This is a genomic window from Geobacter sp. (assembly GCF_027327745.1).
Lineage (GTDB): Bacteria > Desulfobacterota > Desulfuromonadia > Geobacterales > Geobacteraceae > Geobacter.
This window is the reverse complement of sequence record NZ_DAHVYG010000048.1, coordinates 1-26,975: the sequence shown is the minus strand read 5'-3', so window position 1 is coordinate 26,975 and position 26,975 is coordinate 1. Positions and strand designations below refer to the sequence as shown.

23 protein-coding genes are annotated in these 26,975 nt (G+C 61.9%); 15 read left to right on the top strand and 8 right to left on the bottom strand.

Annotated features, from left to right (window positions below; all coding sequences use genetic code 11):
* Nucleotides 1-23 precede the first annotated feature (23 nt).
* From M6689_RS09620 to M6689_RS09610, 3 genes are all read left to right on the top strand, one after another.
* Nucleotides 24-968, top strand: a complete 945-nt coding sequence (locus tag M6689_RS09620) for a class 1 fructose-bisphosphatase (RefSeq protein ID WP_298270820.1) — start codon at nucleotides 24-26, stop codon at nucleotides 966-968.
* Nucleotides 969-1,004: 36 nt separating this feature from the next.
* Nucleotides 1,005-1,274 carry a hypothetical protein gene (locus M6689_RS09615; RefSeq protein ID WP_298270816.1) on the top strand — a complete coding sequence of 90 codons (270 nt, stop codon included), beginning with the start codon at nucleotides 1,005-1,007 and terminating at the stop codon, nucleotides 1,272-1,274.
* A gap of 142 nt (nucleotides 1,275-1,416) precedes the next feature.
* Nucleotides 1,417-2,874: a sigma-54 dependent transcriptional regulator gene (locus tag M6689_RS09610; RefSeq protein WP_298270813.1), complete on the top strand. Its 1,458-nt coding sequence runs from the start codon at nucleotides 1,417-1,419 to the stop codon at nucleotides 2,872-2,874.
* On the opposite strand, the gene M6689_RS09605 is transcribed toward M6689_RS09610, so the two are convergent.
* The 3 genes from M6689_RS09605 to M6689_RS09595 all read right to left on the bottom strand — a co-directional run bounded on the left by M6689_RS09605 (nucleotide 2,871) and on the right by M6689_RS09595 (nucleotide 7,553).
* Nucleotides 2,871-3,923, bottom strand: coding sequence for an HD domain-containing phosphohydrolase (locus M6689_RS09605; RefSeq protein ID WP_298270810.1), 1,053 nt, complete (start codon nucleotides 3,921-3,923; stop codon nucleotides 2,871-2,873). The genes M6689_RS09610 and M6689_RS09605 overlap by 4 nt on opposite strands.
* A 38-nt stretch (nucleotides 3,924-3,961) precedes the next feature.
* The gene (locus M6689_RS09600) at nucleotides 3,962-6,070 is read right to left on the bottom strand and encodes a response regulator (RefSeq protein ID WP_298270808.1); all 2,109 of its coding nucleotides are present in this window, start codon (nucleotides 6,068-6,070) and stop codon (nucleotides 3,962-3,964) included.
* A 205-nt stretch (nucleotides 6,071-6,275) separates the two neighbouring features.
* Complete coding sequence (locus M6689_RS09595) at nucleotides 6,276-7,553, bottom strand: diguanylate cyclase (protein ID WP_298270806.1); 1,278 nt, start codon at nucleotides 7,551-7,553, stop codon at nucleotides 6,276-6,278.
* 191 nt (nucleotides 7,554-7,744) lie between these two features.
* Here M6689_RS09595 and M6689_RS09590 point away from each other — a divergent pair, with 191 nt between their 5' ends.
* From M6689_RS09590 to M6689_RS09565, 6 genes are all read left to right on the top strand, one after another.
* Nucleotides 7,745-8,893 carry a hypothetical protein gene (locus M6689_RS09590; RefSeq protein ID WP_298270804.1) on the top strand — a complete coding sequence of 383 codons (1,149 nt, stop codon included), beginning with the start codon at nucleotides 7,745-7,747 and terminating at the stop codon, nucleotides 8,891-8,893.
* Nucleotides 8,894-8,903: 10 nt separating this feature from the next.
* The gene (locus M6689_RS09585; RefSeq protein ID WP_298270801.1) at nucleotides 8,904-11,294 is read left to right on the top strand and encodes a DNA internalization-related competence protein ComEC/Rec2; all 2,391 of its coding nucleotides are present in this window, start codon (nucleotides 8,904-8,906) and stop codon (nucleotides 11,292-11,294) included.
* 79 nt (nucleotides 11,295-11,373) lie between these two features.
* Nucleotides 11,374-12,753: a diguanylate cyclase gene (locus tag M6689_RS09580; RefSeq protein ID WP_298270799.1), complete on the top strand. Its 1,380-nt coding sequence runs from the start codon at nucleotides 11,374-11,376 to the stop codon at nucleotides 12,751-12,753.
* Between the two features lie 42 nt (nucleotides 12,754-12,795).
* Nucleotides 12,796-14,037 carry a histidine--tRNA ligase gene (gene hisS, locus M6689_RS09575; RefSeq protein WP_298270796.1) on the top strand — a complete coding sequence of 414 codons (1,242 nt, stop codon included), beginning with the start codon at nucleotides 12,796-12,798 and terminating at the stop codon, nucleotides 14,035-14,037.
* A gap of 205 nt (nucleotides 14,038-14,242) precedes the next feature.
* Nucleotides 14,243-16,786 (top strand): bifunctional aconitate hydratase 2/2-methylisocitrate dehydratase, encoded by a 2,544-nt coding sequence (gene acnB / locus M6689_RS09570; protein WP_298270793.1) that lies wholly within the window; start codon nucleotides 14,243-14,245, stop codon nucleotides 16,784-16,786.
* Between the two features lie 179 nt (nucleotides 16,787-16,965).
* Complete coding sequence (locus M6689_RS09565; RefSeq protein ID WP_298270789.1) at nucleotides 16,966-18,057, top strand: NAD(P)-binding domain-containing protein; 1,092 nt, start codon at nucleotides 16,966-16,968, stop codon at nucleotides 18,055-18,057.
* A gap of 75 nt (nucleotides 18,058-18,132) precedes the next feature.
* On the opposite strand, the gene M6689_RS09560 is transcribed toward M6689_RS09565, so the two are convergent.
* Nucleotides 18,133-18,789 (bottom strand): hypothetical protein, encoded by a 657-nt coding sequence (locus tag M6689_RS09560; protein ID WP_298270786.1) that lies wholly within the window; start codon nucleotides 18,787-18,789, stop codon nucleotides 18,133-18,135.
* A 213-nt stretch (nucleotides 18,790-19,002) separates the two neighbouring features.
* A complete protein-coding gene (locus M6689_RS09555; RefSeq protein ID WP_298270784.1) occupies nucleotides 19,003-19,773 on the bottom strand; it encodes a protein phosphatase 2C domain-containing protein in 771 nt (256 codons plus the stop codon).
* A 158-nt stretch (nucleotides 19,774-19,931) separates the two neighbouring features.
* Between M6689_RS09555 and bfr the strand changes: the two genes are divergently transcribed.
* Nucleotides 19,932-20,399 (top strand): bacterioferritin, encoded by a 468-nt coding sequence (gene bfr / locus M6689_RS09550; RefSeq protein ID WP_298270782.1) that lies wholly within the window; start codon nucleotides 19,932-19,934, stop codon nucleotides 20,397-20,399.
* A gap of 54 nt (nucleotides 20,400-20,453) precedes the next feature.
* On the opposite strand, the gene M6689_RS09545 is transcribed toward bfr, so the two are convergent.
* Nucleotides 20,454-20,714 carry a hypothetical protein gene (locus tag M6689_RS09545; protein WP_298270779.1) on the bottom strand — a complete coding sequence of 87 codons (261 nt, stop codon included), beginning with the start codon at nucleotides 20,712-20,714 and terminating at the stop codon, nucleotides 20,454-20,456.
* Nucleotides 20,715-20,881: 167 nt separating this feature from the next.
* On the opposite strand from M6689_RS09545, the gene M6689_RS09540 reads away from it, so the two are divergent.
* Together M6689_RS09540 and rtcA are read left to right on the top strand one after the other, a co-directional pair.
* On the top strand, nucleotides 20,882-22,078 hold the full coding sequence (locus M6689_RS09540; protein ID WP_298270776.1) for a CapA family protein: 1,197 nt from the start codon (nucleotides 20,882-20,884) through the stop codon (nucleotides 22,076-22,078).
* Complete coding sequence (gene rtcA, locus M6689_RS09535; RefSeq protein WP_298270773.1) at nucleotides 22,041-23,108, top strand: RNA 3'-terminal phosphate cyclase; 1,068 nt, start codon at nucleotides 22,041-22,043, stop codon at nucleotides 23,106-23,108. Before M6689_RS09540 ends, rtcA begins: the two co-directional genes overlap by 38 nt.
* 62 nt (nucleotides 23,109-23,170) lie before the next feature.
* On the opposite strand, the gene M6689_RS09530 is transcribed toward rtcA, so the two are convergent.
* Nucleotides 23,171-24,616 (bottom strand): glyceraldehyde-3-phosphate dehydrogenase, encoded by a 1,446-nt coding sequence (locus M6689_RS09530; protein WP_298270770.1) that lies wholly within the window; start codon nucleotides 24,614-24,616, stop codon nucleotides 23,171-23,173.
* A 306-nt stretch (nucleotides 24,617-24,922) separates the two neighbouring features.
* On the opposite strand from M6689_RS09530, the gene M6689_RS09525 reads away from it, so the two are divergent.
* The gene (locus M6689_RS09525; protein WP_298270768.1) at nucleotides 24,923-25,633 is read left to right on the top strand and encodes a PEP-CTERM sorting domain-containing protein; all 711 of its coding nucleotides are present in this window, start codon (nucleotides 24,923-24,925) and stop codon (nucleotides 25,631-25,633) included.
* Nucleotides 25,634-25,731: 98 nt separating this feature from the next.
* Here M6689_RS09525 and M6689_RS09520 read toward each other — a convergent pair whose 3' ends face one another.
* The gene (locus M6689_RS09520) at nucleotides 25,732-25,881 is read right to left on the bottom strand and encodes a hypothetical protein (protein WP_298270766.1); all 150 of its coding nucleotides are present in this window, start codon (nucleotides 25,879-25,881) and stop codon (nucleotides 25,732-25,734) included.
* A gap of 208 nt (nucleotides 25,882-26,089) precedes the next feature.
* Here M6689_RS09520 and M6689_RS09515 point away from each other — a divergent pair, with 208 nt between their 5' ends.
* Nucleotides 26,090-26,554, top strand: coding sequence for a hypothetical protein (locus M6689_RS09515; RefSeq protein WP_298270763.1), 465 nt, complete (start codon nucleotides 26,090-26,092; stop codon nucleotides 26,552-26,554).
* 170 nt (nucleotides 26,555-26,724) lie between these two features.
* A partial coding sequence (locus M6689_RS09510; protein ID WP_298270759.1) for an AMP-binding protein occupies nucleotides 26,725-26,975 on the top strand: 251 nt, incomplete at its 3' end.

The following is a 26,975-nucleotide window of genomic DNA, read 5'->3' as shown; positions in this document are numbered from 1 at the left end:
CCAATCCTTACAGGAGGCTGTGCATGCCGTATTCCGAACCGGGCAAGACAAAGTTCCAGATCGACCTCCGTCGTCATCTGCGCAACCAGGATATCTGCGACAACCTCATTCACCTGATCTGCGAGATCGCCGAGGCGAGCAAGTACGTGATCAACGCCGTGCGCACCGGCGACCTCGGCGTTGCGGGTACCTCGAACCTCTACGGCGAGGAGCAGCTCGCCCTCGACGTGCTGTCGGACCGGATCATAAAAAAGCGGCTCATTCACTCGGGGGTCGTCTGCAACATCGCCTCCGAGGAGATGGATGAGATCTTCCAGGCCCAGGCCGATGCCAAGGGGCTCTATTCGGTGGCCTATGATCCCCTCGACGGCTCTTCGCTGGTCGATGTGAACCTGGCGGTGGGAACCATCGTTTCGATCTACGAAGGATGCAACCTCCTCCAGAAGGGGCGCAACCAGGTGGCCGCCATGTACATTCTCTACGGCCCGCGGGTTTCTCTCGTATACTCCGTCGGAAAGGGGGTTCACGAGTTCACCATGAACCACCTGATGGAGTACACCTTGAGCCGCGAGAATGTCACCATGAAACCGGAGGGTGACATCTACGCTCCCGGTGGCCTGCGCAACAAGTATCCCGAGGGGACCGAGAAGTTCGTCCGCTATCTCGAAAACAAGGGGTCAAAGCTGCGGTATTCCGGCGGGTTCGTTCCGGACATCAACCAGGTTCTCATGAAGGGGAAAGGCATTTTCATGTACCCGGCCCTGAACGGCTCGCCCAACGGAAAGCTGCGCGTTCTGTTCGAGTTGAACCCGATGGCGTACCTCATCGAGCATGCCGGCGGTGCCGCCACCGACGGCAGGAATCCGATCCTCGACATCGAGCCGCAGTCGCTTGATCAGCGCGCCCCGATCTTCATCGGCTGCAAGAACGACGTCCACAAGGCGATGGAGTTCGTCAACGGGAACTGATCCCGTCGACCATTAACAGTCCCGAACGAGGTTTTCATGGAAGAGAACGGAAAGCAGCAGAGGCTCTGCACGGAAATTCAATTGTTCGACCTTTGCGAGAGCGCTTCGGATACCTGCGGCCACCGTGAGGGCCGTTACTGCACCAAGGGGGATCTGGTCGCAAAGTTCGAAGCCATCGCCGACGACGATCTCCGTTCCCCCGAGCAGTATCTCGCCGATGAGCTCGACGATGCGGAAGGGGCGGAAGACATGGGGTACGACGAGGCCTTCGGCGTCGACGAATACGGCGAGGAGGAAGAAGAATAACGCGGCGGCGATACGTCCACACCGTGTTGCCATATGGGGGCTGTCCGTTGCCGGATGGCCTCTTTTTTTTGAATCGTTAAAGTTTTTTGACCCTGCTGCCGATAGGTTGCGTTAGGAACAATATCTCGCCGAAGGGGAGCGAATGCGGAGCAAACTGCTCATACTTGACGATGATGATGTGGTGCTCGCCCTGCTCAGCAGGGTATTCGAGCACGACGAGATGGAACTCTTCACGGTGACCGACGGTCGGGAGGCCCTGCGGATCGTTGCCGAGGAGCGTCCCAACGCCGCCATTTTCGATCTGAACCTGACGGGCGAGTCGGGGATCGATGTGCTGCAGGAGGCAAAGGGTGTCGATCCGGCCCTGGCGATAATCATTGCCACCGGGTCCCGCGCCATGCGCAGCGCCATCGATGCGATGCGTTTCGGTGCATACGACTACCTCACCAAGCCGTTCAACCTCGCCGCCTTGCGGGAGACGGTGCGCAAGGCCGTCGAGTGCAACCTCATGACCCGCGCCGTGCGGTTCACCGACAGGCGGGAAAGCCTGCAGGAGGGAGGCGGTGACGAGGACGTCATGATCGGCTCGTCACCCGAGATGCTGGAAGTCTGGAAGATGGTGGGGCGGGTGGCGGGCTCCGATGCCGCCGTCCTCATCCAGGGGGAAAGCGGCACCGGCAAGGAGCTCCTCGCCCGGGCGATCTACAACTACTCGCGCCGCAGAAACCGCCCGTTCCTCGCGGTGAACTGTGCGGCGATCCCCGACACTCTTCTGGAGAGCGAGCTCTTCGGTCACGAGAAGGGGGCATTCACCGATGCCCACGCCCGCCGGATCGGAAAGTTCGAGCAGTGCAACGGCGGGACGATTTTCCTCGACGAGATCGCCGAGATGAGCCTGCTGAGCCAGGGGAAGCTCCTCCGTGTCCTTGAGAACCAGGAATTCGAGCGGGTCGGGGGGCGGGAGACCATCAAGGTGGATGTCCGGGTGATTTCCGCCACCAATCGCAGTCTTGTCCAAGCGGTCAAGGAGAAGACGTTCCGGCTCGATCTTTTCTATCGCCTCCGGGTGGTGAACTTTTTCCTTCCTCCCCTGCGGGAACGAACGGAAGACATCCCGTTGCTCGCCGAGTTGTTCGTCACCCGCAGCGCGCGGCAGCACGGCAAACCGATCAGGGGGATTGCGCCCAAGGCGCTGAAACTGCTTCAGGAGTATCCGTGGGAGGGAAACGTTCGGGAGATGAAGAACGTGATCAACTCTGCGGTGCTGCTCTGCAAGGGGGATCTCCTGCTTCCCGAGGACCTGGGGCCGCTGCTCCCGGGTTGCGGCGAGGTACGGCGGCATCATGTCATTGGGGGCGGGGACGATTTCGCGCAGTTTTTCCTTTCCTTTCTGGGCCCCGAGTTCGACGCGGTCTGCCGGAAGAAAAACGGAACGGTGTACGAGTCGGTCGGCAGGGGGCTTGAAGTCGCCCTTGCCCGACTGGCGATGGAACGGACCGGAAACAATCAGGTCATGGCGGCACGTCTGCTGGGAATAAGCAGAAACACGCTGCGGGACCGGCTCGGCGGCGCCGGATCGACCGGTCGTTCAGGACGCTAACTGTCGCTGAAGCGGTATTTCCCCGCCTCTTCCCACCGGGAGCGGGGGATGGCGAGGAAGACCCGGACGATGTCGGGATCGAACTGGGTTCCGCTGCACCGCTTGACCTCTTCGGTCACGGCCTCGAAGGGAAGCGCCCTGCGGTATGGGCGGTCGGAGGTCATGGCGTCGAGGGTGTCGACGAGGGCGAAAATCCGGGAACCGAGGGGGATGGCGTTTCCCGCCACCCTGTTGGGATAGCCGGTGCCGTCGTACCGCTCGTGGTGGGCGTAGACCATCTCTGCCGGCCCCTTGAGAAACCTGATCCCCGAGAGGATGTCGTAGCCGAGCCGCGGATGGCGTCTCATCTCGATCCACTCGGCCTCGTCGAGCCGTGCCGGTTTGAGGAGAATGTTGTCCGAAATGCCTATCTTGCCGATGTCGTGAAGGAGCGCCCCCCGCGCCATGACCCCGAGCTCCGGCTCGCCGATCCCCATCATTTCCGCCAGCAGCATCGTGTAGTTCATCACCCGCTCCGAGTGGGAGCCGGTCTCCTTTTCCCGTGCGTCGAGGGCCCTGACGAGGGCGGTCAGGGTATGGTCGTAGGTCTGGTGGAGCTCCTCCATCGCCATTCTGACCTGGCCGGTCTGCTCCTCGACCTTCCGTTCCAGGTTCGCCTGATACTCCCGGTTTTCGATGCGCAGACGCTGCTTTTCGAGTGAATTGCGGATGGTGAGAAGCACCCGCTCGATATCGAACGGTTTGAGGATATAGTCATCGGCCCCCAGGTGGATGCAGCGCATGGCGGTTTCCGTGTCGCTGATGGCGGATACCATGATAACCACGGTATCGCTGCTCAGCGACTTGATTTCCTTGAGGACGTCAACGCCGGAATTGCCCGGCATCATGATATCGAGGAGCACCAGATCCACCCGGTACGCGTTGAGGATGCCCCGCGCCTCTTCGGCGCCGCCGGCCTGGAAACAGCGATACCCTTCGCGGGAGAGGGCGGTGACGAGAAGCTCCCGGATCATCTCCTCGTCATCGATAGTCAGGATCGTCGTCTGCACGTGGTCTCCTCCCTGGAAATTTCGGAATTGGATTGAGGTCAACCGGCCTGGTTGCCAAGAAGCTGTCGGACCTTTCCCGCAAGATCATCGGGACTGAATGGCTTGAGGATGAATGAGGTGCGGTCGCGGCTGATCTCGCGCGGCACGATGCTGTCTTCGGTGTAGCCGGACATGAACAGGACCTTGATGTCGGGGCGCAGCAGGCGTAATTCTTCGGCCAGTTTCGGTCCACTCATGTCCGGCATGACAATGTCGGAGAGCACCAGGTCGATCCGTTCCCTGTTCTGGCGGAAAATCTCCGCTGCGGTCGCCGGCGAGCCGGCCTGCAGCACGTTGTAGCCCCGTCCCCTCAGGGTGCGGGCGGCCAGGTTGAGGACGCCGACCTCATCCTCCACGACGAGGATCGTTTCCGAACCGCGCGGCCCCTCGTGCCGCGGGCGGGGTTTCCCCTCGGGGAGAATCGTCTCCTCGCGGGGGAGAAAGACCCGGAACGACGATCCCCTGCCCGGTTCGCTCAGGACCTGGATGTAGCCGCCGCTCTGCTTCACGATCCCGTACACCGTCGCAAGGCCCAGGCCGGTGCCACGCCCCTGGGCCTTGGTGGTGAAGAACGGCTCGAAAATCTTCCGCTTCACCTCCTCGGACATGCCGGTGCCGCTGTCATGGACGGCAAGCATGACATAGTTGCCGGCGACGGCGCCACGGTTTTCCTGCACGAAGAGGTCGTCGAACACGGCGTCGGCGGTCTCGATGGTCACGACGCCGCCGTTCTCCATGGCGTCGCGGGCGTTGACCACGAGGTTCATGACGATCTGCTCCACCTGCCCAGGGTCTGCTTTCACCATGCCGATTTCGTCAGCCAGGCGGGTGTTGAGAATGATGTTTTCGCGAATCAGCCGCTTCAGCATCTTCTCGATGTTCTTGACCAGGTGATTGACGTTGATGACCTTCGGCTCCAGGATCTGGCGGCGGCTAAAGGCCAGAAGCTGGTGGGTCAGGTCGGCGGCCCGTTCGCCGGCCTGGAGGATATGCTCGACTTCGGGCCGGTACGGGTTGTCGTGGGGCATTTCGTGGAGCAGCAGGGTGCTGTAGCCGTTGATGACCGTGAGAAGGTTGTTGAAGTCGTGGGCGATGCCGCCGGCAAGCTGACCGATCGCTTCCATCTTCTGGGCCTGGCGAAGTTGTTCCATGGCCTGTTTGTGCTCGAGTTCCGCCCGGGCACTGTGCAGGGCAAGGGCCGCCGTCTGGGCAAAGGTTTCGAGTTCCCTCCGTTCCAGCGTGGTGAATCCCCCCGGCTTGTTGATGAGCCCGATCACGCCGACCACCCTGGCGCCGACCTTCAGCGGCGTGCCGAGGAACGAGCTGATCAGGCTGCGGGATCGTTCCTGCTGGCAGAGGTGGTGGTTACCGGTCCCGAAGTCGTTGCATAGAATGGTCTGTTCGTCGACCACCGGTGCGAACAGCAGACAGTCGCTGCGTGCAACGACGTAACCCGACCCGTTGTCTGCAGACCCCTCCAGGCCGGTGAGGAAGCGGCACCCCGCGGCGACATGGGACGAGTTGCCGGAAATGGCCAGAATCCGTGCATCGCCGTTGGGGCGCAGATCGTAGAGGAAGCCGCAGGACGAGGTGGTGATGGAGACGCAGCGTTCGACGAGGATCTGGGCCATCCGGCAGATGTTGCCGGTTTCGAGAAAGCGGAGGCTGGCGGCCGCCATCGCCTCGGAAAGCTCCCGGCTTCGGCGCTCGGCAACCTCCCGCTCCCGGCGGATCCTTGCCTCCGACAGTTCTCTCTTGATGGCCGGCAGAAGCCGGGCCAGATTGTCCTTGATAATGTAGTCGTTGGCGCCCGCCCGCATGGTCTCGACGGCGGCATCCTCTCCCACCTTTCCCGAACAGATGATGATCGGCATGTCGTTTCGCATTCCGCGGAGCATGGCGACGGCGTCGAGACCATTGAAACGGGGCATGACGTAATCGGAGATGGCGATATCCCATTCACCGGCGTTCATGGCTTCGGTCAGGGATTCGGGGGTGTCGATCCGGGCAACCGTGAGTGTGAATCCTTTGCGCAGCTCCCGCATTACCAGCTCTGCGTCGAGCGGCGAGTCATCGATGATGAGGGCGCGGAGGGGGGGGAGGTTCATCGTGGTGCTCCGTTGGGTGCGGGCGCGAAGTTTGGCCTCTCCTTGAAGGGCCGGACCGGAAACACGCCGCAATAATTTGGATTTTCTCTCTTTTCTATTCATCGGCATTCCCGCGGGTAAGTTGAGGACGAATTTTCGAGGCCGGAAAAACCGGAGAGCAAGTGTTTCCGGAGTAGTGGAGGATGAAGGGGTGAGCACGGAGCCTTCAGGGATGGGGGGAGGAGATGTCGCCCCTGCATCCCTCGGCGGTGACGCAGCTCTTGGTCGATTTGTCGTGGTACATCCGTTTGTCTGCCAGCCTGAGAGTTTCTTCAAGCCGATCTCCCTTGACGGCAGTTGCGGCTCCCAGCGACATGCTCAACGCCGGCTCTTCGTTCGATTCGTTGTAGGACTTCAGCTTTGCGGCCAGCCGGTGCAGTGCCTCATCCACCGCCACCGAGTCGGCGCTCGGAAGCAGAATGGCGAATTCGTCGCCGCCGATGCGGGCAACCACGTCTTCGGCCCGGAAAGCCCCCTTGAGGAGCAGGGCGGCCCTGATGATCAACTCGTCGCCCGCGGCGTGACCCAGGGTGTCGTTGACGTTCTTGAGGCGGTCGACATCCGCAACGACAATGCTGACCGGAAACTGGCGTCCCTGTTCGAGCCGTTCCATTTCCTCCTGGAAGTAGGCGCGATTGTAGAGACCGGTCAGGGCGTCGTGGGTACTCATGTAGCGAAGTTTCTCCTCGGTCTGCTTTCGTTCGGTGATGTCGAGGATGGTGCCGACGAGACCGCCGAGGGAATTGTCGACGTTGTTGAAGGTTGCCTTGTAGAAGATGACGTCGTGGATGGCGCCATCGGCGAAAGATATGGAGCTTTCGTAGATCTGGGTGCCGCCGTGACGAAAGAGCTCTCGGTCCGACTCCTCGAAACGCTCGGCGAGGGGGCGGGGGACGATGTCGAAGATGGTCTTGCCCACGATCTTGCTCTGGACAAGCCCGGAAAAGTTCTCGAACGCCTTGTTGCACCCGAGAAACACTCCGTCGGGATTTGCGAAGAAGATCGGGGCGGGGATCGAGTCGATGAGCGCCTGCCTGAAATGGAACTGCTCATGGAGGTCGTGCTCGGCCCGGCGGCGCTCTTCGCGGACGGCGGCCTCCCGCAGTTCACGCCGGATGGCGGGAATCAGGCGGGCCTGGTCTCCCTTCATGATGTAATCGTGGGCCCCTCCCTTCATGGCGCGCACGGCTTCGAGCTCGCCGATCTTCCCCGATACGATGATGAACGGGAGATCCTTCTCCTGCTCCTGCAGGATCTTCAGGGCGGCCAGCGCGTCGAAACGGGGCATGAAGTAGTCGGAGAGGACAATGTCCCATTGCCGGGTAAGGAGGGCGGTTCTGAAGGCGTCGGCGGTGTCGACCCGTTCGTAGCTCAAGCCGAATTCCTGCCTGAGTGCCCGGGCGAGGAGAAAACAGTCGTCTTCCGAGTCTTCGATTATGAGCACGCGAAGTGGCTGGTTCAACTGTGTCACCATGTCCGTAGAAATCAAAACCGTTAGATTCCATCCAATATAGCATCCAAATGCCGATTGGCAAATGGAAGAGAGCTGTGGTATAAGGAATCCACCATATTTTTCGATGGGTTACGGGGGTTGTGCGAATGGGCGCTCTTTTCGGTGGGCTTCGGTGGTTTGCAATGACGGTTCTGCTCCTTGCCGGCGTTTCGCTTTCATGCGTTGCGCCGGTCGCAGCGGCAGGGGAGGGACCCTCCACCGTGACGCAGGGCGAACTGGCTGTGAGGCTTGTCACGGAGCTGGGGCTGGAGAAGGGGCTTCCGGAAAAGCCGAAGCCGGCGGATTACCTGGCGGTCCTGGGCGGGAACCGTCATTTCCGCTTTGAGGCCGAGGATGTCTACGATGTCGAAGGGGACAGTGTCTCCGTCAAGAACTACCCTCTCTATGGACCCTTTACCGGCAAGGGGTGGGTGAGCGGGCTCGCCGTTCCCGCCTCGGTCAGGTTCACTGTGTTTCTCCCCCGTGCCGGCGAGTACCGGCTGAAGGTGAGTTCCCGCGGGGACGGCCAGCTCTGGCGGGCAGGGGGGGAGGAATTCCGCGTCAGCACTGGCGGAACGCTTCGGGAGGCAGTGGTTGGCAGTGTCTCGCTGAAGGCGGGGACCCAGGTCATTTCGGTTCAGCTTCCTCCCGAGGGGGGGGTGGACTGGATCGCGCTTGAGGCGGACGATCTCCCCGCACTGGAGCCGCTGGGGGGGTGGCGTTTCGATGCCCCCTTGACCTGGGGGGCGATGGCCGAGGTGTTCGCCCCGCTCCTCGGACTCGAAGAGAAGATGCCATTCGACAAGGCAGGGAGCCCGCGTCCCGTCGCCGTCCACGCTGCGGCGCACCTTCCCGACGGCGTAACCGTCACCACTGCCTCCTTCCTCGGTCCCTTCACCCCTCCGAAGTGGACCCGGGCCGGAGCAGGGGGGGCGGTCATCGAGGTGCCGCTGGTGATCGAAGCGGCCGGGGTGTACGAACTCCGGGTGCGTCTGCTGGGGGAGCCGGTCGTCATCGATTTCGACGGCAGACGGTTCGAGCGTCCGGGAAAACCGTTTCTCGTCTGGCACGACCTCGGCATCATGCGCCTCAGGGAAGGCCGGCACCTCCTTACGCTCACCCTTCCTCCCCTCGGCGGGGCCGATGTGGTCGAGATCCTGAAGCGTAAATCGTCCCCCGCCGACTACCTTGAGATTGTCGGATTGAAAGGTGCGCCCCGGACCTCGGTGACCCGCGCCGCATACGAAGAGGCCCTGAAAGGGGTGCTCAACCGGTTGCGCGCTGGCAAATAGGGGACCGGAGGTGTCCCGAAACCCTCTGCTGCTCCCCCTGGGCGGGATGATCGCGGGGCTCTGCGCCGCGCACCATTTGGCCTTCGAACTTCCCGCACCGGTTGTCTGGCTTGCCCTGGCCGGTGCCGGTGCGGCACTTTTTCTCCGCAGCCGTGTACCCTTCACCCTGCTCCTCGCCCTCTTTTTCTTTGCCTGGGGCACCGTTGCCCTGAAACCGTTCCTCACTCCCGATCTTTCCCCTGAACACGTCGTCAACCGCCTCTCCCCCGAACCTGTCATCGTTGAAGGAGTCATCGACAGCCGTCCCGAAGGGAGTGCCGGGGGGGAGCGGATATTCCTGCAGGCAGAGCGTCTTATCACGGGCGACGCGTCCCTCGCCGCATCGGGGCGGGTCCTTCTCTACGTAAAGGATGGGCGGGGTACATTTTGCACCGGCGACCGGATCAGGTTTGCGGCGCGGCTTCGTCGCCCCGAGAATTACGGCCTCCCGGGCGAATTCGATTATCGTCGTCATCTGGCATATCGCAGCGTGTTCGTCACCGCCTCGGTCCCCCGGGCAGACCGGATCGTCCTGATGCGCGAAGGGGTGGACTTCCCGGTTCGGCGATGGTTCGATCTCCTTGCCGCCAGGCTGGGAACCTTCATCAGCGATCGATTCCCCCGCGAGGGTGGAGTTCTGCGGGCGCTTCTCATCGGCGACCGGGGCCTGGTGCCGGACGAAATCGCCGATGCCTACACGCGGGCGGGGGTGAACCACATCCTCTCCATTTCCGGCTTCCACGTCGGTGTGATCGGGATCGTCCTCTACCAGCTGCTGTTCAGGCTTCTGGCCCTCTCCGAGTATTGCGCCCTGCGCTGGAATCTCCGCCGGCTGGCCCTCGTGGCGACCCTCCCGCCGGTTGTCTTCTACCTCTTCCTGAGCGGTGCCGCCCCGGCCACGGTCCGCTCGGTTGTCATGCTCGCCACCTTTACCGTGGCTATGATTCTGGAGCGGGAGGTCGATCCCCTCAATACCCTCGTCCTGGCGGCGTTTTCCATCCTCGCATGCTGCCCGCAGGACCTCTTCGACCTCTCGTTTCAGCTCTCCTTCCTTGCACTCTGGGGGCTCGTGGTCCTCCCTCCCCTGATGATGCGCCCGTTCCGGACCATCGGGAATGCGGCCGTCGGCAAGCTCCTCCTCTTTCTTGCCGCCTCGGTGGCGGCAACTGCCGTCACTCTGCTGCCTGTGGCGCAAACCTTTCACCGGGTGTCGCTCGCCGGCATCGTCACCAATTTCCTCATTGTGCCGCTTCTCGGATACGGCGCCGTCATCGCCGGCTTTGCCGCCCTTGCGCTGATCCCCCTTTTTCCCGGAGCCGCTGAGGCCCCGCTGTGGCTTGCGGCGATGCTGGTGCGGGTGTCCGACGTTATCATAACTGCCATGGCGCTGGTTCCCCCTCTGTCGCTCGGGAGCGTCTCCGAAGAGGAGATGCTCGTCTTCTATCTCGGCCTGACCGCCGTGACCGTCATGACGGACGAGGGGGCGCGGAAGATGGTCGGGGGGATTGCGGTGGCTGTCCTGCTTCTCTTCCATCTGCCGGCGGATGCCCGTGGCAACGGGACGCTCACGGCCACGTTCCTGAGCCTTGGGCAGGGGGAATCGACCCTGGTCACGTTCCCCGACGGCAAACGGATGCTTGTCGATGGGGGGGGTAGCCTTTACGAGGGGGGGATGGATGTGGGCGAGCGGCTCCTGGTTCCCGCACTCTGGAACCTGGGGGTCGACAGGATCGATTACGTCGTCATGACCCACCCCCATCCGGATCACATGAAGGGGCTCATCGCCGTCGCGGCATCGTTTCCGATCGGGGAGTTCTGGGAAAGCGGGGAGGGTGGCGAAGGGGCGGACTATGGGCGGCTCAGGTGGCTCCTTGCGGACCGGGGAGTTGCAATTCGCCGGATCGACTCCTCGTCCGCACCCCTTGCCATCGGCGTCGTCAAGGTTGAACCGTTGTGGCCCGCGGCGAAAGGGGAGGGGGAGAGCGATGCAAACGAGTCGTCGCTGGTAATGCGCCTTGCCTACGGCGCCACGGCGCTGCTTCTGACCGGCGACATCGGTCAGGCTACGGAGGAGCGCCTGCTGGCCGATCCGGCGCGGCTTCGGTGTACGGTGCTCAAGGTTCCGCACCACGGAAGCCGCCATTCCTCGTCCGAGGGGTTTCTCGATGCCTCCGCTCCCCGCGTGGCGCTCATATCGGCCGGAAAGCACAACAGCTTCGGTCTTCCCGCGGTGCAGACCCTCCAGCGTCTCGCGCGGCGGCGCATCGCCGTCTACCGCACCGACCGCGACGGGACCATCGAGGTGGTGAGCGACGGGCGCAGCGAGACGGTCCGCACCTTCGTACAGGGGCATTTCCATTGACAAATACCGGCGATTATCTGATAGTCTAAGAACTCGTGCGGAAGCAGTTCCGCCCACCACCCGTCAGGAGTTACTCCCCATGGAACGGATCCTCGTCGTCGAAGATGACCGGTTTTTTCGACAGATGTATGCCGATCTCCTCATGGAGGAAGGATACGAGGTCGATACCGTCGCCTCCGGCGCCGAAGCGTTTGAGTTTCTCGAAAAAAACGATTACCAGCTTGTCATCACCGACCTTGTCATGCCGGGGATGAGCGGGATCGAGGTGCTTTCCCGGGTAAAGCGGCAGACCCCCACGGTCGACGTCATCCTCGTGACCGGCCATGCCAATCTGGAATCGGCCATCTTCGCCCTCAAGAACGGGGCGCGGGATTACATCCTCAAGCCGTTCAATCATGAGGAGTTCAAGCATACCGTGGCTCTCTGCTTCGAGCAGCGGCGCCTGATCAATGAGAACTTCGAGCTGCGTGAGCTGCTCAACCTTTTCCAGGCGGGGCAGAACATCGCAAACTGCCTCGACCTGGAGCGGATTTCCGGCGTCGTGGTGGACGCCCTGCTCCGGGAGATCGGCGGATGTCGCGCCATCGGCCTCTTTCCCGGGAAAAACGGCCTGCTGGATCTGAAGGAGAATCGTGGGTTCTCCGCCGATGAAGCGGAGCGGATCGCCGAGATCCTCCTTCCCCGTTGCGACGAGCTGCCGGATAACGGCAACGGGATCAAGCGGTTCGATCCTTTGCTGTTTTCAGGTGAAGAGATCCTGAGAGGGGGGGACCTGGCCGACGGCCTCCTTCTGTTCATCTGCTCAAAAACATTCGTCCAGGGCGCCGTGGCGCTTTTCAACGAGCCAGGGCGCCCGTTTCCGACCGGATTCAGGCAGAAAAGCGTCCACTTTCTGCTGGAGCAGTCGTCGCTTGCCATCGACAACGCGGCCCGCTACGCCAATGCCCGGGACATGCTCTACATCGACGAACTGACCGGGCTCTTCAATTACCGCTACCTCGACATTTCCCTCGACCGGGAACTGAAGCGGGCCGACCGGTTCGGGACCACGGTTTCGATGATCTTCATCGACCTCGATCATTTCAAGAAGGTCAACGACACCCACGGTCACCTGATGGGGAGCAAGGTGCTGAACGAGGTGGGGAGTCTGCTCAAGAAATCGGTGCGCGAGGTCGATATCGTCATCCGCTACGGCGGTGACGAATTCACGGTCATTCTCGTCGAGACCGCCGAGAAGGGGGCGGCGACCGTTGCCGAAAGGGTCCGCCGTTCCATCGAGGGGCACACCTTCCTCGCCGATGCCGGCCTTGAAGTGAGGCTCACCGCAAGCCTCGGCTATGCCTGTTATCCCATGGATACCCAGTCGAAGCTTGAGCTCCTGGAGCTGGCCGACCAGGCCATGTACCTGGGGAAGGAACAGGGTAAAAACTGTGTTTTCCGGGCAACGTCCATTCGTTAACCCGGGTATCTGTCACTATGCGATGGGGGAGCAGGTAAGTATATGATCACTGGCATCAAGGGGTTTAACGACATTCTTCCCGGCGAGGTTGAAACCTGGCAGCACATCGAGGCTGCGGCCCGCCGCGTCTTCGGCTGTTACGGATTTTCCGAAATACGCATCCCGATCCTAGAAAAAACCGAGCTCTTCTGCCGCTCCATCGGCGATACGACCGATATCGTGGAGAAGGAGATGTACTCCTTCGTCGACAAGGGTGAGAACGCCGTAACCATGCGCCCGGAGGGGACGGCGAGCGTCATGCGGGCCTACATCGAGCACAAGCTCTACGCCCAGGATCCCGTGGCGAAGCTCTATTACCTTGGCCCCATGTTCCGCTACGAACGGCCCCAGAAGGGGCGCTACCGCCAGTTCCACCAGATCGGCGCCGAGGTGACCGGCGTCACCGATCCGAAGGTCGATGCCCAGGTCCTCACCATGCTCTGCCACTTCTTCGCCGAACTGGGTCTCACGGAGCCGACGCTCCAGCTCAACTCCCTCGGCTGTCCCGACTGCCGCCCCGCCTATCGCGAGGCACTGAAGAACTTTCTGCGGGAGCGGCTCGACCGTCTCTGCGACGACTGCAAGCGGCGGTACGAATCCAATCCCCTCCGGGCGCTGGACTGCAAGTCGGCCCACTGCAAGGAGGCGACGGCCGATGCCCCGGCTATGCTCGACCACCTCTGCCCCACGTGCGACGCCCACTTCGCCGCCACCCGTCGTCATCTGGAGCGGGTGGGGACCGCCTATGCGATCAACAACCGGATGGTGAGGGGGCTCGATTACTACACCCGCACCACCTTCGAGTTGGTCACGGGACTCCTCGGCGCCCAGAGCGCCGTTGCCGCGGGGGGACGCTATGACGGTCTCATTGCCGACCTCGGCGGCCCCAGCATCCCCGGCATCGGCTTTGCCATGGGGGTCGAGCGTGTGGCGCTTCTCCTGAAGGAGCAGACCTTCGCCCGGCGTCCGGATCTCTTCGTTGCCGCGCTGGGCGATGGGGCCCAGGACGAGGCATTCCTTCTCATGAGCTCCCTTCAGCGCCTCGGATTCACCGTCGAGATGGACTACGAAGGGAAGAGCCTCAAAAGCCAGATGCGGCGCGCCGACAAGCTCAACTCCCGCTTCACCCTGATCATCGGCGGCGATGAGCTGGTCAGGGGGAGTGCGGTCCTTAAAAACATGGACGCCGGCAGCCAGGGTGACGTTGCGCTAAAGCCCGAGGCGATAGCCCCCCACCTCCGTTGATCCCTTCCGGGGCGGGTCTTTCCCGCCCCGTTCCCTTTTCCCCTTCTCTTGCCCCCATATTTACACTTTCCTGAAATCCACTTAAGCAATTGACAATCGGACTCGGAAATTGTATACAGTATCCATTTTCCGTTATCTCTTCATAATGTCAACACACCGAAATAACGATCAAATCAAGCAGCAAATCCACAGGAGGATACGTACCATGATCGAAGCCTATCTCGCCCACGAAGCCGAGCGCAAGGCCCAGGGAATCCCGGCGCTGCCGCTCAACCCCGAGCAGACCGCCGACCTCTGCAACCTGCTGGAGAATCCCCCCGCAGGGAAAGAGGAGTTTCTGCTCCAACTGCTGAAAGAGCGCGTCTCCCCCGGCGTCGACCCCGCCGCCAAGGTGAAGGCCGCTTTCCTGGCCGACATCGTTAGCGGGGCCAAGAAGTCGCCCCTCGTCTCCCGGGTTGATGCGGTCCGCATCCTCGGCACCATGATGGGTGGTTACAACGTGGCTTCGCTGGTGGAGGCCCTCAAGGATGCCGAGCTGGCCGACGAGGCCGCCAGGGCCCTCTCCGGCATGACCCTGGTCTACGACGGCTTCGATCAGGTGGTGGAGCTCTCCAAGTCCAACGCCGCCGCCAAGAAGGTCCTGGAATCGTGGGCCAATGCCGAGTGGTTCACCTCCAAGCCGGGCGTTCCCGAGACCATCAAGGTCAAGGTGTTCAAGGTGGAAGGGGAGATCAACACCGACGACTTCTCGCCGGCCGGCGACGCCTGGAGCCGCCCCGACATCCCGCTCCACGCCCTTGCCATGGGGAAGACCCGTTTCCCGAACCGCCTCAAGGATATTGCCGACTGGCGCGCCGCCGGCAACCAGGTCGCCTTCGTGGGGGACGTGGTCGGCACCGGCTCCTCCCGGAAATCGGCCTGCAACAGTGTGCTGTGGCACATCGGCCAGGAGATCCCGGCCGTTCCCAACAAGAAGACCGCCGGCGTCATCATCGGCGGCGTCATCGCCCCGATCTTCTTCAACACCGCCCAGGATTCCGGTGCGCTCCCCATCAAGGCGGACGTCACGAAGATGAACGACGGCGACGTGATCACCATCAACACCAGGAAGGGTGAGGTCACCAACGAGAAGGGCGAGGTAATCTCCACCTTCAAGCTCTCCCCCAACACCATAGCCGACGAGTTCCGCGCCGGCGGCCGCATTCCGCTCATCATCGGCCGCGCCGTCACCGAGAAGGCCCGCACGGTCCTCGGCCTCGGCGACACCGACATCTTCACCAAGCCGGTGAACCCGCAGCCCAAGGCCGGCCAGGGGTATTCGCTGGCCCAGAAGATGGTCGGCAAGGCCTGCGGCGTCGCCGGCGTCCTCCCGGGCACCGCCTGCGAGCCGAAGATGACCACCGTCGGTTCCCAGGACACCACCGGTCCCATGACCGCCGACGAGCTGAAGGAGCTGGCCTGTCTCAAGTTCCTCTCGCCGATGTTCATGCAGTCCTTCTGCCACACCGCCGCCTATCCGAAGCCGGCCGACGTGAAGATGCACAAGACCCTCCCCGGCTTCATCATCGAGCGCGGGGGCGTTCCCCTCAAGCCCGGCGACGGCGTCATCCACTCCTGGCTGAACCGTCTCCTCCTTCCCGACACCGTCGGCACCGGCGGCGACTCCCACACCCGCTTCCCCATCGGCATCAGCTTCCCGGCCGGCTCCGGTCTCGTGGCCTTTGCCGGCGCCATGGGCTTCATGCCCCTCGACATGCCGGAATCGGTCCTCGTCCGCTTCAAGGGCAAGCTCAACCCCGGCATCACGCTCCGCGACGTGGTGAACGCCATCCCCTACTGGGCTATCAAGCAGGGCAAGCTCACTGTTCCCAAGAAGAACAAGATCAACATCTTCAACGGCCGCATCCTCGAGATGGAAGGGCTTCCCGACCTGACCGTGGAGCAGGCCTTCGAGCTGACCGACGCCGCTGCCGAGCGCAGCGCCGCCGCCGGCTGCATCCAGCTCTCCAAGGAGAGCGTGGCCACCTATCTGCGCTCCAACGTGGCCCTCATGAAGAAGATGATCGCCGACGGCTACCATGATGCCCAGACCCTCCAGAACCGCATCGATGCCGTCAACGAGTGGCTGAAGAACCCGCAGCTCCTGGAGGCCGACAAGAACGCCGATGCGACCGGCGCCTACGCCGATGTGATCGAGATCGACCTCGCCGAGATCACCGAACCGATCCTCGCCTGCCCGAACGATCCGGATGACGTGAAGCTTCTCTCCGAAGTCGCCGGCACCCCGATCAACGACGTCTTCCTCGGCTCCTGCATGACCAACATCGGCCACTTCCGCGCCGCCGCCGAGATCTGGCGTGGTCTTAAGTTCAACCCGAACGTCCGCACCTGGATCTGCCCGCCGACCCGGATGGATCAGCAGCAGCTCAAGGACGAGGCGTACTTCTCGGTCTACAGCGCCTTCGGTGCCCGCATCGAAATCGCCGGCTGCTCCCTCTGCATGGGGAACCAGGCCCGCGTGCCGGACGGGGTGACCATGTTCTCCACCTCCACACGTAACTTCGACGATCGGATTGGCGATGGAGCCAAGGTCTTCCTCGGGTCCGCCGAACTGGGCGCAGTTGCCGCCACCATGGGCAAACTTCCGACAGTTGAAGAGTTTATGGCGATCTGCAAAGATAAGGTTGAGCCGAAGAAGGATGCGATTTACAAGTACCTGCAATTCGACGAGATGCCGGAGTACAAGTAGTTTCCGGCGCCATCTGATGGCTCAACGCTCGAAGCCGGGAGGCTGAAAGCGTGAAAAGAGAACCCCCGTTCGGGCTTGCCCGGGCGGGGGTTTTTGCTTTGCACCTCAGGATGAATCTAGTATTCTTTTCTCTGCAGTAGTGAGGTTTAGGCAAATCATCTTGAGAGGGAGTAACGCCGATGCATGACGTTGTGATTGTTGGTGCCGGGCCTGCAGGGGTTGCGGCCGCCTATCTCTGCCACCGCAGCGGGCTTTCCTATATCCTCCTGGAGCAGGGGAAGACGGTTTTCCAGGGAATCGCCAATACCTACCCGGAAGGGAAGAATGTCTACCCATCGAAGCCCAAGGAGAACCCGGAACCTTTCCTGGTCGAAGAGCTCCGCCCTCCCGACAAGCCGGTGGCCGTCGAGAAATATGTCCAGTACGTGCAGCATTTCGTCCAGCATGAGAACCTGAACGTAAAGACCGAGATCACCTTCGAGGACCTGAGGGAAGGGCGTGACCACCTCACTGTCCAGACGTCGCAGGGAGCGTTCAAGGGTCGTAAGGTCATTCTCGCCTTCGGCAGCAGCATTCCCCGGGAGCTGTCCGTCTACGGCGATGCCAAGATGGTGGCAAAATCCCTCGACGACCCGAGGAAGTACGTGGGAGCACGCACCCTCGTCATCGGGGGAGGAAATACGGCCGCAGACGTCATCATTTCGATCCTCAAGGCGAAGCGGGAGGCCAATGACACCCATTCGGTCTACTGGGCCCACGTGGCCCAGAAGTTCGACGTCAACAAGGAGACGGCCCAGCGGCTCGGCGAAGAGATACTGCTGGGTGGCAATATCAGGCTGCTTCCGGGGGCCGTTCCCCGGATCGGCGAGGTGGACGAGGAGGGGGTGGATCGTCTGGTGCTGCGGATAAACGAATTCAGGCAGTCCGACGGGATCGAGATCTATCACGCCATGAGTTTTCCGATGAAGAATGTGATTGCCTGCATCGGCTCTCAGGGCCCTCTCCCCATCTTCGACAAGATCGGCGTCCAGACCATCGCCTGTGCCGAGGGGGTCTGCACGGTAGCCAAGGAAGGGGATCGTCTCATTCTCCTCACTTCCGAGTACGAATCGACCCGCAAGGGGGTCTATGTCATCGGCGGAGCCATATCTCCCTCCTTCATGAAGATCAGTGCCGGCAGCATCCAGGAGGAGAAGCACCCGAACCTGATCTACACCGCCATAAACGATGCGCACCACGTGGTCGAGGCCATCAAGCGCAAGTTCTCCTGAAGCAGTTGCGAATCCTTTTGCCGGCAAGCCGCATTTCCGAATCGGGGGTGCGGCTTTTTTGAGCCGGGCCGTTGATCAGAAATAGGTGACCTCTAGCAGCGGCGCCAGCACTCCCCGGTTCGAGGTAGTGTCGGAAATTTCGATAAGCCCGGGGGAAACGGGTCCCAGATCCTCCAGTATCCTCACCTGGAAGTTGGTCAGTGCAAGCCGTTGAGCTTCCACCATGAGTGGCGTCACGTCTACCGATACGTGTCTGCCGACATCGGCTTGGGAAATCGGCGGCACGATGGTGGTGAAGGCGAGAGGCGGCTGGAGCGTACGGTCGAAATCGGTTGCCTGCAAAGTCGGGGGTTGAAACGATACGAGCTCGATCCGGATCGGAATGGAGCCGTTGATCGGCTGGATGTTGTTGATGGTTATGTCGAGGAATGCCGAGGCGATAACGGCGTTGGCCGGGACGCCGGCGGGGCCTCCAAGGGGAAAGTCGAGGAACGCCCGGAATTCCGTGAGCGTCACGGGATCTATGCCGGCGAAGACGCTTTGCACGGTTGTAGACATCCCCTGGGTTATCGTGAAGGAAGTGAGAGAAGTCTGCTCGATATCGCCGTCAAATGCCGGGTCGCTGAGGATCTGGGAAACAAAAGTCGGCGGCGGGCTGCTGCCTCCATTGCCACACCCTGTCATGGTGACGGCGACCCAGACAATTATTGCCGCAAGAAACGCCCTCTTCATAGTTCCCTCCTCTCCGGCGCGATAGCCTCTACACTACTCTCTCCCCTTTACCGATCTGCCTGCTTTCCTCGCACCAGTTAAGTATACACAAATTCGTCCGGCTGGCGAAAATGCCTTAGGGGCGATTACCAGGTGGCTGTAACGGTTAAGGGAAAGGCGGAGGGGTTGGAGAAGAGAGCCTGAAGCGCCCGGCGGGCAACTTCCGGTTTCGGCTCAGTTATTGCGCCGGCCCGGCAGGAGAAGCGATTCTCCGGGAGGCCGACGGAATTCCGGGTCGATGAGGATCACCGAGACGTTGTCGTAGCCCCCCCGGCTGATTGCTTCGGCCACGATGCGGTTGGCGATCCCCTGGAGCCCATTGCGCCTGTCACGAACGATCTGCGCAATGATGTCGTCCGGTACCATGCCGGTGAGGCCGTCGCTGCACATGAGGAGTATGCTATCCTCTTCCACCTCCAGGCGTCGGATCTCGGGGAGGAGTTCGTCGGAGACCCCCACGGCCTGGGTGAGGACATGCCGGGCGTGGGGAGGGATTTCCGCGGGAGGGACCCCCTGCCGTGCGAGGAGCGACGCGAGGTTGTCGTCTTCGGTCACCTGGAGAAGCTCCCCGCGGCGGAAGATGTAGACCCGGCTGTCTCCGACGTGACAGAGCCAGGCCGAGCCTCTCCCCAGATAGACGATGTCCAGGGTGGTCCCCAGACCTTCCAGGTCCGGTTCCTCGATCCCGCGCCGGGCCACGGCCGAATGGGCGGCGGCGAGGGCTTCGGCCAGGAGGAAGGAGACCCCGTCGTCTCCCGTTTCGCCGCCACGCGCCACCAGGAACTCGTGGGCCGAGCCGACCGCAAGGGCGCTCGCCACATCTCCTCCCGGATGCCCACCCATGCCGTCGGCCAGGAGAAATATTCCCCTCTCATCGTCTGCAAGGATGAAGTCCTCGTTACGGCGGCGTACCTTCCCGATGTCGCTCTTCCATGCCGATTTCACGTCTCCGCGCTCCTTGCTTTCCATTCTACCCCCAGGCGTGTCCCCGGCAAGAAGAGAGCTTCTTGACCTTTTGAAAGACTCTGCTTCACTTAACTGAGAACGACGGCATGAGTGAGGGCTTCCTGTCGCTATCGAAGAGTTTGAAAGGGAGGGTATCCATGAAAGGGAACGAAACGATTATCGAGCACCTGAATGCGCGTCTCGCGGAGGAACTGACGGCGGTCAACCAGTATTTCGTCCATGCCGAGATGTGCGAAAACTGGGGGTACGAGCTTCTCCACGCCGTGATCAGGAAGCGTTCCATCGACGAGATGAAGCATGCCGAGAAGCTGATCGCCCGCATTCTGTTTCTCGAAGGGAAGCCGATCGTCAGTAATCTCAACAAGATTCATATCGGCGCCGAGATCCCCAGGATGCACGAGTACGACCACGCGGCCGAGGAAGCGGCGATCCGGGGGTACAACGACAGCATCCGGGTGGCGGTAGAGCTCGGGGACAACGGGACGCGGGAACTGCTCGAATCGATCCTGAAAGAGGAAGAGGGGCATATCGACGTGATCGAGGCGCAACTCGACCAGATCAAGCAGATGGGAGTCCCGAATTACCTCGGGGAGCAGATCGATTAGAGATGAACCGGCAGCGAAATGAACAAGCCCGCATCAGCGGGCTTTGTCATGTTTCTATCGAAGGTATTCGAGCACGAACGCCTGCACCTCGCCGGATTCGCGTCCGGCGGCCTCCTGACGTTCCTCCGGGGTCATCAGCTCGTGAAGGATCTTCCGTGCCCGCTTGCGGCTGCCGGCAATGGCCTCCGTCATCCGGCAGAGGATGCTGACGGGGAGTCCGGCGCGGTATCCTTCCACAAGTTTGGCGATTTCATCGCGCTGCTGTGCGCTGCTCCACGTCTTGTAGAGTGATGCTCCCAGATCTGCGTGCAACATGCTCTCCACCTCCCTGATGGTCGCCGCTTGCGGGCCATGATTGTCGTGCAACAGGATGGCCCAGCATACTTCATGACGTCGGGAGCGTCCAGCGTTTTTCCTTGCAACCCGGGGAGATCCGGCAGGGGCTGAAGCGGCGGGGCGAGGACTGAAGAAGGGGAGATGCCATGGAGAGTACGGAGCGGCTCGAAGCACCAAAGGACCGCATTCACTCCGATATCACACTCTTTCTGTGCGGCGATTGCATGACCGGCCGCGGGATCGACCAGATCCTCCCCCATCCCGTTCCTCCCCATCTTTACGAGCCGTACGTAAGGGATGCCTGCCGGTACGTGGAGTTTGCCGAGCGTCTCAACGGCCCGATACCACGGAATGCCCCCTTCGACTACGTGTGGGGAGATGCGCTTGCGGAGCTGCGGCGCAGGGCCCCGGACGCGAAGGTCGTCAATCTGGAGACGGCCGTAACGACAAGCGAGGAGCACTGGCCGGGGAAGGGAATCCACTACCGGATGCACCCCGCCAACGCCCCTGTCCTGACGGCAGCGCCGCTCGATGTCTGTGCGCTTGCCAACAACCACGTGCTCGACTGGGGGTATCCGGGGCTTGCGGAGACCGTCGAAACCCTCCGGCATGCGGGTGTGCGGTGGGCCGGGGCCGGTCGCGATCTGGCGGCGGCAGAGGCGCCCGCCTTCGTGGATCTCCCCGGAAGGGGGAGGGTGCTGGTCTTTTCCTTCGGCACCGAATCGAGCGGAATCCCCGCGGAGTGGGCGGCAGCCCCCGGACGGGCCGGCGTGAACCTCCTTCCGAACCTGTCGGGCCGTGCCGTAACCCGCATCGGCAACATGGTTCGCGTCGTCAAGAGGCGGGGCGATATCGTGATCGCCTCGATCCACTGGGGGGGGAACTGGGGGTACGCTGTGCCGGACGCACACCGGGAGTTTGCCCATCGCCTGATTGATGAAGCGGGGGTCGACCTGATCCATGGCCATTCCTCCCATCACGTGATAGGGATCGAGGTTTACCGGGAAAAGCTTGTCCTGTACGGTTGTGGCGATTTCATCACCGACTACGAAGGAATCGAGGGGTACGAGGAGTTTCGGGGTGACCTGCGGCTCATGTACTTCCCGCGGATCGATGCGCTCAACGGGAGGCTCGCGGGGGTCGAGATGGTGCCGATGGAGATGCGGAACTTCCGAGTGAGGAGGGCGGCGCGGCGGGACGCGCTCTGGCTGCGGGACCTCCTGAACCGCGAGGGAAAGCGCTTCGGCACGGCCGCCGAGCTCTCAGGAGATGCCACGCTCGTTCTGCGGTGGGGAGAACGGGGAGGTGGCGATTCCGGCGGGCCGGGGAGGAATGGAAGGTGAGGCGGTGATCGAGATCGACGGCAGTCATGGAGAAGGAGGGGGGCAAATCCTGCGTACCGCCCTTGCCCTGTCTTGTGTGACCGGCCAGCCGTTCCGGATCGTCGGCATCAGGAAGGGGCGACAGAAGCCGGGGCTCATGCCCCAGCACCTCATGGCGGTCCGGGCCGCGGCGCGGATCTCCGGCGCCCGGGTCACCGGCGACGCCCCCGGCTCCACCGACCTCGTCTTCGCCCCGGGAGCGGTGGTGCCCGGCGAGTTTCAGTTTGACATCGGGACAGCGGGCTCCATCACCCTTGTTCTGCAGACCCTCATCCTGCCGCTTCTCCTTGCTGCGGGGCGAAGCACGGTGATCCTTACCGGGGGTACCCACGTGCCGTTCAGCCCGCCTTACCACCATCTGGCAGAGGTTTTCGCCCCTCTGCTGGCGCGGATCGGGGGGAAGGTGCACCTTGCCATCGATTCCTACGGCTTCTATCCCCGCGGCGGCGGCCGGGTACGGTGCGTGGTGGAGCCGGCGGTCTCCCTTGCCCCCCTCGCGACAACGTCGTCGGGACGGAGCATGCGGGTGAGCGGCCTCTCCGGGGTTGCCAATCTCCCGTTCGCCATTGCCGAGCGGCAGCGCCGTAGTGCCCTCGACACGCTCAGCGCTGCGGGAATCCGTGCCGACATCGGTCTTCTGGATGCGCCCTCCCCGGGAAAGGGGACGTTTCTCTTTCTGCGGCGTCTGGTGGGGGAGCTGCCGTCGGGGTTCTCCGCTCTCGGCGCCATCGGGAAACGGGCCGAGGCGGTGGGGGAGGAAGCGGCGGCGGAACTGGTGAGGCACCACCGCTCCCGGGCCTCCCTCGATCCGCATCTCGCCGATCAGGTTGTCCCCTACCTTGCACTGGCACAGGGGGAATCGACCTTTACCACTTCGTGCGTTACCCGACATCTCCTCACCAATCTCTGGGTTGTCGGGCAATTCTTCGCGCTCCGGCATCGGATCGAGGGGGAAGAGGGGGAGGTGGGGCAGGTCACGATCAGCCGTTGACGAAAGAAGGCGTCCCTGTCGTAGAGACGCCTTCTCATCCATTTGTTCCGACGGGAAAGAGGTCAGTTCGGCAGAGAGGGAAGCTCCACCCCGGCCATCTTCTGGACCATGCGCACCACCTGGCAGCTGTAACCGAACTCGTTGTCGTACCAGACGTAGAGAACGCAGCGGTTTCCCTGGACGATGGTCGCCAGGGAATCGACCACGCCGGCGTGGCGGGAGCCGACGAAGTCGCTGGAGACGACTTCCGGGGAGTTGGTGTAGTCGATCTGGTTCTGCAGCGGCGAGTTGAGGGAAATCTCGCGCAGGTGGCGGTTAATCTCCGCCACGTCGATCGTCCGGGAAAGCTCCAGGTTGAGGATCGCCAGGGAGACGTTCGGGGTCGGGACCCTGATGGCGTTGCCGGTCAGCTTGCCGGTCAGCTCGGGGAGCGCCTTGGCTACGGCCTTGGCGGCGCCGGTCTCGGTGATGACCATGTTGAGGGGGGCGCTGCGGCCGCGGCGGGACGCCTTGTGATAGTTGTCGATCAGGTTCTGGTCGTTGGTGTAGGAGTGGCACGTCTCCACGTGGCCGCTGACGATGCCGAACCGGTCGTTGACCGCCTTGAGCACCGGCACGATGGCGTTGGTGGTGCAGCTGGCGGCGGAGAAGATCCGTTCCTCCGGGACGATCAGGTCGTTGTTCACGCCGGCGACGATGTTCGGGATGTCCCCCTTGCCGGGGGCGGTGAGGACGACCTTGGCAATCCCCCGGGCCTGGAGGTGGCGCCCGAGTCCTTCGCGGTCGCGCCACTTCCCGGTGTTGTCGATGAGGATCGCATTGTGGATGCCGTACTGGGTGTAGTCGACGGTTTCGGGAGCGTCGGCGTAGATGATGCGGATCAGGTTGCCGTTGGCGATGATGGCGTTCTCTTCCTCGTCAATGGTGATGATCCCGTTGAAATGGCCATGCACCGAGTCGCGGCGCAGGAGGCTCGCCCGCTTCGCCAGGTCGTCGGCCCCCCCTTTGCGCACCACGGCGGCCCGCAGCCGCAACTTCTCGCCGCTTCCCGACTTCTCAACGAGGATCCGGGCAAGGAGCCGTCCGATCCGGCCGAAGCCGTAGAGGACCACATCCTGGGGCTCGCTCAGCAGCGGCACCCGGCCGGTGTTTACGGAAACCAGTTCCCGGCTGACGAATTCCTCAACCCCCACCTTGCCACCCTGGTACTGGTAGGCAACGGTCAGTTTGCCGATATCGATCCGCGCCGGCGCCAGATCGAGGGCCGTCATCGCCTTGAGGAGCGGATAGGTGTCGAGGACTGAAAGCTCGTCGTCGAGGATGAGGCGGGCGAAACGGTGCGTCTTGAGGATGTCGATGGGGGTACTGTTGACGAGCGAACGGCCGTAGACCGTGGTCACAATGTTATGCTCGCGGTAGAGGTGGCCGACCAGCGGAAGCATCTGTTCGGCGCACTCTTCGAGGCTCTGCCATTCCTTGATATAGGCTACCTGTTTCCTGTTGTTCATCGTTTATCCCTTCTCCCTTCAAATGTAACGCAAGTGCAAGTCACTCATTCTAAAATATGGATGCCACTTTCTCAATAGGAACAACGGTAATCCGGATAAAAAATCTGATTGAAGGGAACAGTGCAATGCTCTCATGAAGGCAGAGCCGGTTTAGGAATTTCTTTTCAGTTGCTGTCGGATAACTTTACATAAATGCGGGGGCAGCAGGGGGCTTTCAAGAAATATCCAGCAATATCAGCATGTTTTTTACGGCATGTTATTTGAATTAACGTTTTATATGATTGGTTGCGAAAGGAGGGAGAAACCATGAAAACTACAAGTGTGAAGCTGGCTTCCCTGTCATTGGCGTCACTGGTCGCCGTACTGCTGCTTGGAGTTGTCCAGGCCCATGCACTAAGCCTGACGACCGATGCCAACGCCATATTGGCAAATGGTTCGATCGATTGGGGAGCCTTGGGGGGGGACCGTACCCAGCTGTCTCAGTCATTTTCGGCCACGGTGAACGGTATTGCCGGACTGGAAGCGGTGGTGAGCAAGGCATCCCCCGGTCCGATGGAGATTCGTGTGCAGGGGAGTTCATGGGCAGGCAACTTCGGGACGGGGGAAACGCTTCTCTGGACAATGCATACCGATGGCCCGATGATCCTTGACTTCAATGCCGGCGTAAATGGTGTGGGCGCCCAGATCCAGTCGAACTATTACGGCGATTTCCTCGCGACGATAGAGGCCTTCGATCTGACCGGCGCCTCATTGGGGGCATACACTGTGCTGGGCCGCTCGGACGATGACGGGAATGACAGTGCCCTCTTTCTCGGAGTGCTGAGCGACCTGCCGAACATCGACAAAATTGCCTTCAACGTAACGAGAGGAAGCGCGGCGGGTGGTAACGATTTCGCCATAAACGGTCCGGTGGTAAATGGTCAGCCCACTCCGGCACCCGTTCCGGAGCCGGCGACCTTACTTCTGGTCGGCAGCGGCCTGGTTGGTGCAGCGTTTGCGCGAAGAAGACGGAACTGAGGACAGTTCCGGTTTCCCGTCAAATGGAAAGGGGGTACCAAGTGGTACCCCCTTTTTTGTGGGTGCGGTTGAAAGAGGCACGTGCAGGCGGGGCGAGCCTAGCCTCCCTGCATGTTCTCGTAGAAGAGAAAGACGAGAAGGACGACGAGGGCCGAGGCGATTACGGTCAGGATGATGGCAATGATCAGGTTCACCGTATCGCGAACCTTCTCCTGCGGGGTCCGTGTCTCCCTGAAGTATCTCCCCATACTTTCCCTTTCCGTCCTGCATCGCGGATGGTAGCCCTCGTTCGGTATATTCACACTTTATCCAAATTCGGTCCCGATATCAAGCATGCCATCCATGCCTTCGGGTATATGAGCTTGCAGGAGAGCGGTATTCTGTATACACTATTGGAAGCCGGGGGCAGCCAGGTGATGGCCTGATGGGAATCCACTCGCAACGGAGCGGAAGGTCATGGACTGCATTGCGCTGAAAAAGTTGATTTTCGCGGACAACCAGCTCTCGCAGATACACTTCCTCCTCAAGACCAAGGCGAAACGCGGGGAATCCGACGCCTTTGTCTACAATGCCGGCCGGTTCTTCGACCGCCACGAAGAGACCCATCATCGGGCTGTCATTTCAAGCAGGGACGACTCCAACGACGCCGCACTCTGCCGCGGCCTCGTCAGGCTCGGGCTGATGATTCTCACCGCGGGCTTCGGCATCCTCATCCATTCCATCATCGCCATTGCCTTCATTCCCCTGGTCCTCTCCCTGCTCTGGGGGGAGGTGGCCATGCTCCGCCGTGCGTACCTCTTTGATCGCTGCCTGAAGGAGTACCTCAAGACGCTTCGCCAGACCCGCATTCCTCGCCGGGAGGCGTTTCTGAGGGAGATGTCGCAGCAGGTCTCGTACATTGCCGGCTGCGGCCGTTCATGACGGGACCCGTTTTCTTGGTTGATAAATCGTCAACCGGCAACACGCCGGTTTTTTTGTGCCCGCAACAGGGGTTGTCCCCAATCGGCCGGCATAACCGGTTGCATGGCCTGAATTGATTCCTATACTGTATTCCACCGCTGCGGCGGTCCACTTTTCTTTCAGGACAGACCATGAACACTCTGGCCGATCTGCTGGCTACCTTTCCCGCCCATGGCGGCCGTACCGCCTTTGTCCACCGGACGGGGGTCCGACGGTTCACCTTTTCCTATGCCGATCTCCATCTCCTGGCACTACGGATGAACGGCTGGCTGGCCGACCGGGGGGTGGGGCGCGGGGACCGCGTTCTCCTCTGGGGGCCGAACTCCCCCTGGTTGGGGGTGGCGTTCTGGGGGACTGTCGCCCGCGGGGCCGTGGCGGTGCC